Genomic DNA, 10,384 nt, shown 5'->3' with positions numbered 1-10,384 from the left:
CGCGGCCACCGGGGCGACCCGGACGTCGCGGGCACCGAGCCGGCGGGCGTTGTCGGCGAGGTCACCGGAGGCGGCCAGCACGACGTCGGCGCCGCGGATGGTCGCCCGCTCCGCCACCTGCAGCACCCGGCGGCGCAGCCCGCCGCCCTCGGGGAGCGCGTTGTGCAGGGTCAGCACGAGCGGGCGGCGGCGCTGCCCGGTCAGCCGGCGGGCCGCCGCGGCGACCAGCCCAGCCCGCAGGCCGTGGGCGTGCACCAGGTCGGCGCCGGCGGTCGCGCGGCCCAGCGCCAGCACGGCGCGCAGGTCGGCGGCGGGGTCCAGGCCGGCGGAGATGCCGACCGGGCGGAAGTCGGCACCGGTACCGGTGAAGTCGAACAGCTCCTCGGTGGCCTGCGGCCCGCACACGCGCACGGAGGCACCGGCCTGCCCGAGCGGGGCCAGCAGGGAGCGCAGGTGGGTGCCGACGCCGCCGGTGCTGGTGGCGAGGACCTCGGCGATCCGCCGGTCGGCCAGTGGGGGTGCCTGCGTCTCAGCCATGGGTCGCCTCCTGCCGCACCGGTCCGCGCAGCCCGGCCACGGCCGCGAGCAGCGGCCCCCGGGCGGTGCCCATGATGATCGCACCGGCGACCACCAGCACCACGGCACCCGCGGCGACGCCGGCGCCGAGCGCGGCGGCCAGGCCGCCGGGCACCGGGTCGGCGCCCAGTGCCCGGGCGGTGAGCAGTCCCGCGGCGCCGGCCACGACGGCGGCGACGACGGCCGGTCCCCCGGTCCGCGGCAGGCCGTCGAGGACGCCGGGGCCGGCCACCCGGGCGGTGACCACCAGCAGCGCCAGTCCGGCCACGGTCACCCCCACCGTGTGCCCGGCGGCCAGCGCGAACGCACGGTCACCCGAGGGCAGCGCGGCGGAGAGGACGAGGTCGGCCGCGACCGCGACCAGCCACCCGCCGGCCACGCAGGCGGTCGGCGCGCGCCAGAGCCCGCGGGCGTAGAGCGCCCGGGACAGCAGCGCGACCAGGCCGTAGCCGAGCAGCCCCGGGGCGAAGGCCGCGATCGCCGGTTGCAGGGCGATCGCGCTCCCGCCGTCGTCGCCGGAGGCGAGGAAGACCCGGGCCATCGGGCCGGAGACGGCGACCAGCCCGGCCGCGGCGACCGCCGACCCGACGAGGACCAGCACGGCGGCCGGCGCCAGGGACCGGCGGTACGCCGGCTCGTCACCCCGCTCGGCGGCCTCGCTGAGGCCCGGGTAGACCGAGGTGGCCAGGGGGACGGCGACCGCCGCCCACGGCAGCAGGAACAGCGTCAGCCCGGCGAAGTAGACGACCTGGGTGCCGTCCGGGGCGTCGGTGTTGGCCAGCCGGATCGCCACCACCGCGACCAGCTGCTGCCCGGCCAGGGTCAGCACCCCGGCCAGCGCCAGCCGGCGCACCCGCGGGGCCGCACCGACCGGGAACCGCAGCGACGGGCGCAGCCGTAGCCCCAGCCCACGCATCGGTACGAGCAGCGACAGGGCCAGCGCCACCACGCCGAGCGTCGTGCCGACCCCGAGCACCAGCTCGGCGGGCGTGGAGAGGGTGTCGACGTCCCGGCTGCCGCCCAGGGCGGCGAAGAGGAGGTAGGCCGTGGCCACGACGACGGAGCTGAGCAGTGGCGCGATCGCCGGGCCGGCGAACCGCCGGTGCGCCTGCAGCACGCCGGTGAGCACGATCCCGATGCCGTACAGGACCACCTGGGGCGCGAAGACGACCAGGAAGCGGGCGGCGAGGTCGACCTTCGCCGGGTCCCCGGCGTCACCGCCGAGCAGCAGCGTCGCGATCGGGTGCGCCAGGACCGCGAGCAGCACCGCCAGCGGGACCAGCAGCAGCAGGGTCCAGCCGAGCAGCGCCGAGGCCGTGCGGCGCACCTGCTCGCGGTCGCCCGCCGCGATGCCACCGGCCAGCATGGGCACCACGAGGCTGGCCAGCGCACCGCCGGCGACCACCTCGAAGACGATGTTCGGGACGTTGTTGGCGGCCAGGTACGTGTCACCGGTGGAGTCCGCGCCTACCGCGTTGGTGAACACCACCGTCCGGCCGAAGCCGGCCACCCGCGCCAGCAGGGTCAGCGCCGAGATCAGCAGCGCCGCCCCTGCCACCCCCTGTGCGACCCGGCGGGCGCTCACGCCCGTCGTCGGCCGAGCCGGTCCAGCTCGCGCAGCCCCGGGGTGGCCTCGATGACACGGGTGAAGCTGACCTTCTCGCTGGCCAGGGTGAGGGCGGCGACGCCGGTGAGCAGGCCGGCCCGCAGCGGTCGCCCGGGCAGCGCGGCCAGGCGGAGCCCCAGCAGCGCCCCGACCGCGTTGGCGCCGCAGTCACCGAGCATGACCCGCTCGCCGAGGTCGGCCGGCAGCACGCCGAGGGTGGCGCCCAGCGGGCCGGCGACGAGCCCGCCGGCGGGCCCGCCGATTGTGGCCGAGCCCAGCAGCACGGCGGCCTTGCCGGCGCGGCCGGGGCGCAGGTCGAGCAGGTTGACCAGGTTCGCCGTCCCCGCGACCAGCCCGGTGGTGAGCACGCCGTCGACGAGCGCACCGGCTCCCGTGCCCCGGCGGGTCAGCGCCGCGGCGACCGCCGCCGCCGCGCCGATCCCGGCGACCTTCACCGCGCCGGCGGACACCCGGCCGGCGCGCAGCGCCGCCAGGTGACCGGCCAGCCCCTTGTCCCGGGCCTGCTCCGGCCGGGCGCCGGCGAGGTCGTCGTACCCGCCGACGAGGCCCGCGGCCGTACCGACGACGAACGCGGCCGCCCGCTGCCCGGCGGGCGCGCCGGCCACGGCGGTGCCGGTCGCCGCGGCGGCCAGCACCGGACCACCGAGCAGCGTCACCGGCCGCCCGGCGTAGTTGGTGCGCCGCCAGCGGGCACCGGCCGGCCGGGCGGTGAGCGCCGCGGCGCCGGCCAGGCCGGCACGGGCCGCGAGCGCCCCGGCCGCCGCCCGGGTGAGCTGTCCCCGGGGGCTCACGAGACCGGTGCCGGCACCGGCTGGGCGTCCTCGCCCGCCCCGTACTGCCCCGACGTGCCCGCACCCTCGGCCACCAGCGCGAGGACCGTCGCGATCCGGCCTGCGGCCGCGGTGACGTTGTCGACGGTGGAGACGTTGTCGCTGGCCCCGGCGTCGGCCCGGATCGCGGCGATCAGCCCACCGTCCTCGGCCGCGACGGGGTCACCGGCGACGACGGCCCCGGCCCCGGCGGCGTCCAGCGCGGTGGCCAGCTCGACCAGCGCTGTCGTCCGCACGTCGGCGTCCTCGCCCTCGACCGCGCCGCTGGTCAGGACCACCGCGTACTCGGCCGGGCTGACCGAGCTGGTGTCCCGGCTGAGCACCCCGAGCTCCTCGAGGCCGGCGAGCACCTGGGCGGTGGCGGTCGTGTCCGGCGGGACGCCGGCGCCGTCGTCGCCCTCGCCGGGCACCATCAGCACCTGGGCCAGCACGGATGCGAGGAGCTCGCCGGCGTCGCCGGTCTCCGCGGGCACGACCCCGGCCGGCAGCCCCGGTCCGGTCACGTAGCTCTCCAGACCGGACGTGGTGGCGGGGTCGGCGTAGGTGTCGGTCAGCCGGACCGTGCCGGTGACGGTGGCGCCGGCGCTGCCCAGCAGTGCGGTCACGCCCTCGACCACCTCGGGGTCGACGTCGCCGCCGGCGATGACCAGCAGCACGCTGCTCCCGGCCAGCCGGTCGGCCACCAGCACCGGCCCGACCGCCTCGTCGAAACCGCCGTCGTCGTCGAGCTGGGCCTGCAGCCCCTGGGTCTGGTCCTCCAGGGCCCGCTTGTCCTCCTGCAGCTGGCTCACCTGGTTCTGCAGGTTGGTCAGCACCGGCCCGTTGAGCTGGGTCGTGCCGATCACGATGCCCAGCGCGACGGCGAGGAACACCGCGATCAGCGAGACCAGGTGGTAGCGGAAGTCGATCACGAGAAGAGGTTCTCCAGCCAGAACACGAAGCTGTCCCATTGGTCGATGAGCAGGTCCAGGTACACCCGGCCGGCGGTCGAGACGGCCATGGCCGCCACGATCGAGGCCAGCGCGGCGAGGACCAGCAGGGTGAGTGCGAGGGTGGAGATCCGGCTGCGGTAGAGCCGGCTCACCCCCTTGGCGTCGACGAGCTTGCCGCCCAGTCGCAGCCGGGTGAGGAAGGTGGAGGCCATGCCGCCGCGGCCCTTGTCCAGGAACTCGACCAGCGTGGCGTGCGTGCCGACGGCGACGATGAGCGAGGCGCCCTTCTCGTCGGCCAGCAGCATGGCGATGTCCTCACTGGTCGCCGAGGCCGGGAAGGTGATGGCCTCGACCCCGAGGTCGAGCACCCGCTGGAGCCCGGGGGCCCGCCCGTCGGCGTAGGCGTGCACCACGACCTCGGCGCCGCAGCGCAGGACGTCGTCACTGACCGAGTCCATGTCGCCGATGATCATGTCCGGCTGGTAGCCGGCCTCGCGGATCGCGTCGGCCCCGCCGTCGACCCCGATGAGCACCGGCCGGTAGTCGCGGATGTAGGACCGCAGCGCCGCCAGGTCCTCCTTGTAGTCGTACCCGCGGACGACGACCAGCGCGTGCCGGCCCTCGATCCGGGTCCGGACGTCGGGCACGCCGACGCCGTCGAGGAGCAGCGCACGCTCGCGCTTCATGTACTCCATGGTGTTGGCGGCGAACGCCTCGAGCTGGGTGGAGAGCCCGGCCCGGGCCTCGGCCATCGCCGCGTCGACGGTCTCCTGGGTCTGCTCGACCCCCTCGGCGACCACGGTCTCCCCGACGAGCAGCCGGTTGCCGTCGACGCGGGCGTGCGTGCCCTCCTGGAGGGTGTCGAAGACCTCCTTGCCCACCCCGTCGATCAGCGGGATGCCGGCCTCGACGAGGATCCCGGGGCCCAGGTTCGGGTAGCGGCCGGTGGTGCTCGGGGCGGCGTTGACCACTGCGGCGACCTTCGCGGCGACCAGCGAGTCGGCGCTCACCCGGTCGACGTCGGCGTGGTCGATGACGGCGATCTCACCGGGCCGCAGCCGCTTGGTGAGGTTCTTGGTCCGGTGATCGAGCCGGACGGTGCCGGCCACGCCGGGTCCGGTCGAGGACGCCCGTCCGCGCCGCAGGGTGCCGATGCGCATGCGCTTCATGCTCCCATGGCGTGCTGTTCACCGATGACCGACGCGCGATCGTCACTGACCGGTCACACATGGTGAACGCCACGGCGGACGGCGCGACACGCCCACGATCACGCCGGGTGTCGTTGTCCGGGGACGGGACCGGCCCGTCACTAGCGTGGCTGCTGTGACTGGAGGGGCCTCCGCGAGCCGGGGTACAGCGACCGTCCTGCACGACACCGCTCTCGACCGGGTCGGCACGGCTCAGGCCGCCGACCCCGGTGCGGAGGACGCCGGTCCCGGTGCACGGGTGGTGGCGTTCGCCCCGCCGGCGCCGGCGAGCCCCGCGCCGTCCCCGCCGCGCCGCCCGCCCCCGCGCCACCGGCCGACGTCGTCACGGAGCCCGGTCGCCGGCCCTCCCGGCGGCGCGGGCGCGGCGGGCCGAACAAGCGGGAGCTGCGCCGCCAGCAGACCCGCGAGGAGATCGTCGACGCCGCGGCCGGGCTGTTCGCCGAGCGTGGCTTCGACGCCGTGAGCGTGCAGGAGATCGCCCAGCGCGCGGGTGTGGTGGAGAAGACCGTCTTCAACCACTTCCCGGTCAAGGAGGGGCTGGTCTTCGAGGCCGACCCGCCGATGCGCGGCGCGCTCCTGGACGCCGTCCGGCAGCGCCGCCCCGGCCTGTCGGCCCCCGCGGCCGCCGGCGGGTTCATCGTGGCGGCGATCAGCCAGCTCGGCTCGGCGGAGGCCGCCGACGGCGTCGGCGAGATGGCCCGGGTGATCCGCGGCTCGCGGACCCTGCAGGTGCGGGAACGGGAGATCCTCGGTGCGCTGACCGACGCCCTGGCCGCGGAGTTCGCCGTCGAGACCGGGACGGAGCCGGGCCGGCTCGAGCCGTGGCTGGCCGCACACGCGGTGCTGGGCCTGTACGCGGGCCTGCTGGAGCTGGCCCGCGACCGGGTGCTGGCGGGGGCCGCCGGCCCCGAGCTGGTCGCCGAGCTCCGCGCCCGCGGCCGCGCGGGCCTGGCGCTGCTGCAGACCGGCCTCGCCGGGTACGCCGAGCGCCGGTAGCGCCGCGCGCCCCGCCCGGCGCGGCCGGTGGCCGCGGGACTCAGTTCCGCTGGGCCGCCACGGCCAGCAGCTCCCGGGCGTGCGCCTGCCCGGTCTCACTGTCGGCCAGCCCGGACAGCATCCGGGCCAGCTCCCGCACCCGCTCCTCGTCGGCGACGGTGTGGATGTCGGTGGCGGTGATGCCCGCCCCGGAGTCCGGCGCCTTGTCCACCACGACGTGGGTGTCGGCGAAGGCGGCGACCTGCGCCAGGTGGGTGACGACGACGACCTGGTGCTCGCGGGCCAGCCGCGCCAGCCGGGCGCCGATCTCACCGGCCGCCTGCCCGCCCACGCCGGCGTCGACCTCGTCGAACACCATCACCGGCACCGGGTCGGCGCCCGCGAACACCACCTCGATGGCCAGCATCACCCGGGACAGCTCACCGCCGGAGGCCCCCTTGTGCACCGGCCTGGCGGGCGCGCCCGGGTGCGCGGACAGCAGCAGCACCACCTCGTCCGCGCCGTCGGCGCCGGGGTGGTCCGGGTCGGTCTCGATGCGGAAGGACACCTGCGCGCTCTTCATCGCCAGCCCGGCCAGCTCCGTGCCCACCTCGGCGGCGAAGCCGTCGGCCGCGGCCCGGCGCCCCTCGGTGACCCGGGTGGACAGCGCGGCCAGCTCGGCACGGGCGGCGTCCCGCTCGGCCTCCAGCCGCTCGAGCGCCTCGTCGGAGACGTCGAGCCGGTCCAGCCGCTCCTGCGCGTCGGCCGCCCAGGCCAGCACCCCGGCCAGCCCGGCACCCGGCTCGGCGTACTTGCGCACCAGGGCGGTGATCGCGGCCCGCCGGTCCAGCACCTCGGCCAGGTGGGCCGGGTCGGCGTCCAGGTCGGCGACGTAGCCGGCCAGCTGGACGGCGACGTCGGACACCACGGCGACGGCGTCGGCCAGGTCGCGGGCCAGCAGCACCAGCGACGGGTCGTCGGAGGCGGCCAGCGCCCGTTCGGCGGTGGCCAGGGCCGCCGTGGCGTCGGCCGGGAAGCCGCCGTCGCCGCCCAGCTCGCCGGTGACGTCACCGACCAGCGCGATCCGCGCCTCGTCGGCGACCACGCGCAACGCATCGGCGTCGCCGAGCCGCTTGGCCTGGGCGTCGAGCGCCTCGTCCTCACCCGGCTCGGGGCTGACGGCGGCGATCTCCTCCAGCCCGTGCCGCAGCACGTCGGCGGTCTGCGCCAGCTCCCGTGCCTGGCTGCGCCGCCGGTCCAGGTCGTCGGCCAGCTCGCGCCACCGCGCGTACGCGGCCCGGTGCTCCTCGATGAGGGTCAAGTGTGCCGCGCCGGCGTAGCGGTCCAGGGCGCGCCGCTGCTCGGCCGGACGGGTCAGCCGCAGCTGGTCGGTCTGCCCGTGCACGGCCAGCAGGTCCTCCGACAGCTCGGCGACCAGACCGACCGGCACGGTGCGCCCGCCCAGGTGGGCCCGTGACCGCCCCTCGGCGCTGATCGTCCGGGCGAGGATCAGGCTGCCGTCCTCGTCGGGCTCGGCGCCGGCGTCGGCGGCCCGGTCCCAGACCGGCGAGCCCGGCGGCAGGGTGATCCGGCCCTCGACGCTGGCCCGGCCGTTGGCGCGCACCCGGCCGGGGTCCGCGCGGCCGCCGAACAGCAGGGTCAGGCCGGTCACGACCATGGTCTTGCCGGCGCCGGTCTCCCCGGTGACCACGGTCAGCCCGGGCCCCAGGTCCAGGGTGACGTCGTCGATCGAGCCCAGGCCACGGATGTGCAGCTCGGTCAGGGCGCTGTTGCGGGGAGCGGCCGCAGCGGCCTGCTCACGCCGCGCCGTCCGCGTCGCCACTCCGCACCCCCTCGGGTCGTCGGGTGAGGCCGTCGGCGGTGTTGATCTCCCGGCTCAGCACGTTGCGGTGCGAGGTCGGCGCCTCGTGCCCGGGTCCGTGCGAGCGGGCGTCGCGGAAGCCGCGGACCGGGAGGCCGAACTTGGCGACCAGCCGGTCGCCGAAGGAGGTGGGGTTGACCCGGGCGATCCGCACCGGCCGGTCCGAGCGCCGCACCTCGACCCGGCCGCCGTCGGGGACCTCGACCAGGCGCCGCCCGTCGGCGGAGACCCGGGCACGGGCGCCGTCGTGCGGCACGGCGACGGTCAGCACGGACGACGGGGAGGTGACCAGGGGCCGGGAGAACAGCGCGTGCGCGTTCGCCGGCACCAGCAACAGGGCCTCGACGTCGGGCCACACCACCGGCCCCCCGGCGGAGAACGCGTAGGCGGTGGAGCCCGTCGGGGTCGCGCAGAGCACGCCGTCGCAGCCGAAGCTGGTGAGCGGGTGCCCGTCGACCTCGAGGACCACGTCGAGCACCCGGGCGCGCTCCACCTTCTCCACCGAGACCTCGTTGAGCCCCCAGGTGCCGCCGACGGACCGCCCCTCGTCGTCGAAGACCGTGGCCTCCAGCGTCAGGCGTTCCTCCACCTCGTACTGGCAGCGTTCGACGGCGGCGAGCATCTCCTCGACCGCCTCGGGCTCGGTCTCGGCGAGGAACCCGACGCGGCCCAGGTTGACGCCGGTGATCGCCGCATCGGTGGAGCGGGCCAGCTCGGCGGCGCGCAGGAACGTGCCGTCACCACCGAAGACCAGGACGATCTCGGTGCCCTCAGCGGCCTGCGGACCGAACGTGCAGACCTCGGCTCCGGGGATGTCCAGGTCGTCGGCCTCGTCGTCGAGCACCCGGACGACGAAGCCGGCCCGGGCCAGCCGGGCGGCCGCGGCGCGGGCCAGCGCCACGATGTCGGCTCGCCCGGTGTGGACGGCCAGCAGCACCCGCCGGGTACCGCCCCCCTCCCGCGGTGGCGCGCACTCGGTCACTGTGGTCCCTCCTGAACTGCTCGGTCGACGTCGTCCGGCTGCGGTGGTGGGGCGTCGCGGCGCAGCCGGAGGAAGAACTCCACGTTGCCCGCGGGGCCGGGCAGCGGGCTGGCCACCACGCCCGCGGTGCCCCAGCCGAGGTCGGCGGCGGCCCGGGCCACGGTGAGCACCGCGTCGGCCCGGTGCCCCTGGTCGCGGACGACTCCCCCGCTGCCCAGCCTCTCCCGCCCCACCTCGAACTGCGGCTTCACCATCGGCAGCAGGTCGGCGTCGGGGGTGGCGCAGCTGGTCAGGGCGGGGAGCACGAGCCGCAGCGAGATGAAGGAGAGGTCGGCCACCACCAGCTGCACCGGCCCCCCGATCGTCTCGGGGGTCAGCTCGCGGACGTTGGTGCGCTCGTGCACCGCGACCCGGTCGTCGGTGCGCAGCGACCAGGCCAGCTCGCCGTACCCGACGTCGACCGCGACCACCTCCCGCGCGCCGCGGCTGAGCAACACCTCGGTGAACCCGCCCGTGGAGGCACCGGCGTCCAGGGCCCGCCGGCCGCTCACGTCGACGTCGAACGCCGACAGCGCGCCGAGCAGCTTGTGCGCGCCCCGGGAGACCCAGCTGGGCTGGTCCGGGTCGGTGCGGACGACGACGGGGGTGGCGGCCTCCACGCCGGTGGCCGGCTTGGTCGCGGCGGCGCCGGCGACGGTGACCCGGCCCTCGGCGATGAGAGCGACGGCATGCTCCCTCGAGCGGGCCAGGCCGCGACGGACGAGCTCGGCGTCGAGCCGGCTGCGACGTGCCATCAGAGCTGGTCGATGGTCGACAGTTCGCGCTGCAACCGCTCGTGCTCGGCCTCGTACACCCCGACGTGCTCGGCCACCGGCCGCTCGGCCAGGCCGGCGAACGGTGGTCCGGCCGCCGGGGTGGTCGGGGCCGGGTCGTGCCGGGCCGGGGACTCCCCCGTGCCGCCGTCACGGCCACCGGGCGTGGGAGCGACCGACGACCCGCTGGGAGCCCCGCGTGGGGGGCCGGGCACCGGGCGCGGTCGGTCGGGCTGGCTCACGGTGGTCCTCCTCCGCGGGTCTCGGTGGTCGGGTGTCGCCGCCGGGGCAGGCGGGCCGCCCGGGTGGTCGGACGGGTCATCGAGATCGGGTCATCGAGATCGGGGCCGGGTGGTCCCGGCCCCGGGCCGGTCCGCCGGCCGGGGTGGCGGCGGCGGGACCACGTCGGAGGCTACCGGCCGGTGCCGACGGCCCGCGGCGCGGCCGGACCCCGACGGCCTCACGGCGCAGGCCGGCAGGCCCGGGTCCTGGCGGCAGGTCCGGGCCCCCGACCGGCAGCACGGGTGACGGTGGCCGCCGGTAGCGTCCCGCCCCGGACT

At 77.0% G+C, this 10,384-nt stretch carries 9 protein-coding genes and 1 pseudogene; 1 reads left to right on the top strand and 9 read right to left on the bottom strand.

The genetic code is table 11. The features are described from left to right. Positions 1–66 precede the first annotated feature (66 nt). The 5 genes and pseudogenes from JD78_RS22020 to steA form a co-directional block, all read right to left on the bottom strand. Positions 67–537, bottom strand: a pseudogene (locus JD78_RS22020) (glycosyltransferase); the annotation flags it as partial. After that, positions 530–2,161 (bottom strand): murein biosynthesis integral membrane protein MurJ, encoded by a 1,632-nt coding sequence (murJ, locus tag JD78_RS05750; RefSeq protein WP_153361597.1) that lies wholly within the window; start codon positions 2,159–2,161, stop codon positions 530–532. The pseudogene JD78_RS22020 and the gene murJ, both read right to left, overlap by 8 nt. Further along, entirely contained in the window at positions 2,158–2,994 is an 837-nt protein-coding gene (locus JD78_RS05745) for a hypothetical protein (protein WP_153361596.1), read from the bottom strand. Before JD78_RS05745 ends, murJ begins: the two co-directional genes overlap by 4 nt. Next, positions 2,991–3,944, bottom strand: coding sequence for a copper transporter (locus JD78_RS05740; protein WP_153361595.1), 954 nt, complete (start codon positions 3,942–3,944; stop codon positions 2,991–2,993). Before JD78_RS05740 ends, JD78_RS05745 begins: the two co-directional genes overlap by 4 nt. Then, complete coding sequence (steA, locus tag JD78_RS05735; RefSeq protein ID WP_153361594.1) at positions 3,941–5,125, bottom strand: putative cytokinetic ring protein SteA; 1,185 nt, start codon at positions 5,123–5,125, stop codon at positions 3,941–3,943. The genes JD78_RS05740 and steA overlap by 4 nt, the downstream gene beginning before the upstream one ends. A gap of 507 nt (positions 5,126–5,632) precedes the next feature. On the opposite strand from steA, the gene JD78_RS05730 reads away from it, so the two are divergent. Continuing rightward, the gene (locus JD78_RS05730) at positions 5,633–6,169 is read left to right on the top strand and encodes a TetR/AcrR family transcriptional regulator (RefSeq protein WP_243730984.1); all 537 of its coding nucleotides are present in this window, start codon (positions 5,633–5,635) and stop codon (positions 6,167–6,169) included. Positions 6,170–6,209: 40 nt separating this feature from the next. Here JD78_RS05730 and recN read toward each other — a convergent pair whose 3' ends face one another. From recN to JD78_RS05710, 4 genes are read right to left on the bottom strand one after another with little or no spacing between them, the layout of a single operon-like run. After that, complete coding sequence (recN, locus tag JD78_RS05725) at positions 6,210–7,991, bottom strand: DNA repair protein RecN (protein WP_153361592.1); 1,782 nt, start codon at positions 7,989–7,991, stop codon at positions 6,210–6,212. Further along, positions 7,966–9,012: an NAD kinase gene (locus JD78_RS05720; RefSeq protein WP_208103993.1), complete on the bottom strand. Its 1,047-nt coding sequence runs from the start codon at positions 9,010–9,012 to the stop codon at positions 7,966–7,968. The genes recN and JD78_RS05720 overlap by 26 nt, the downstream gene beginning before the upstream one ends. Continuing rightward, entirely contained in the window at positions 9,009–9,806 is a 798-nt protein-coding gene (locus JD78_RS05715; protein ID WP_153361591.1) for a TlyA family RNA methyltransferase, read from the bottom strand. The genes JD78_RS05720 and JD78_RS05715 overlap by 4 nt, the downstream gene beginning before the upstream one ends. Then, positions 9,806–10,066, bottom strand: coding sequence for a hypothetical protein (locus JD78_RS05710; RefSeq protein WP_153361590.1), 261 nt, complete (start codon positions 10,064–10,066; stop codon positions 9,806–9,808). The genes JD78_RS05715 and JD78_RS05710 overlap by 1 nt, the downstream gene beginning before the upstream one ends. Between the last annotated feature and the right edge of the window lie 318 nt (positions 10,067–10,384).

Origin of the sequence: Modestobacter roseus, assembly GCF_007994135.1 — a bacterium.
GTDB classification, from domain to species: Bacteria; Actinomycetota; Actinomycetes; order Mycobacteriales; family Geodermatophilaceae; genus Modestobacter; species Modestobacter roseus.
Note: the sequence above shows the minus strand (reverse complement) of the source record. Positions and strands in the feature narration are given on the sequence as shown.

What these genes read in the sequence shown, in the direction of transcription:
- steA (WP_153361594.1), bottom strand. Translation starts at nt 5,125, where the DNA reads ATGCGCATCGGCACCCTGCGGCGCGGACGGGCGTCCTCGACCGGACCC.
- JD78_RS05715 (WP_153361591.1), bottom strand. Translation starts at nt 9,806, where the DNA reads ATGGCACGTCGCAGCCGGCTCGACGCCGAGCTCGTCCGTCGCGGCCTG.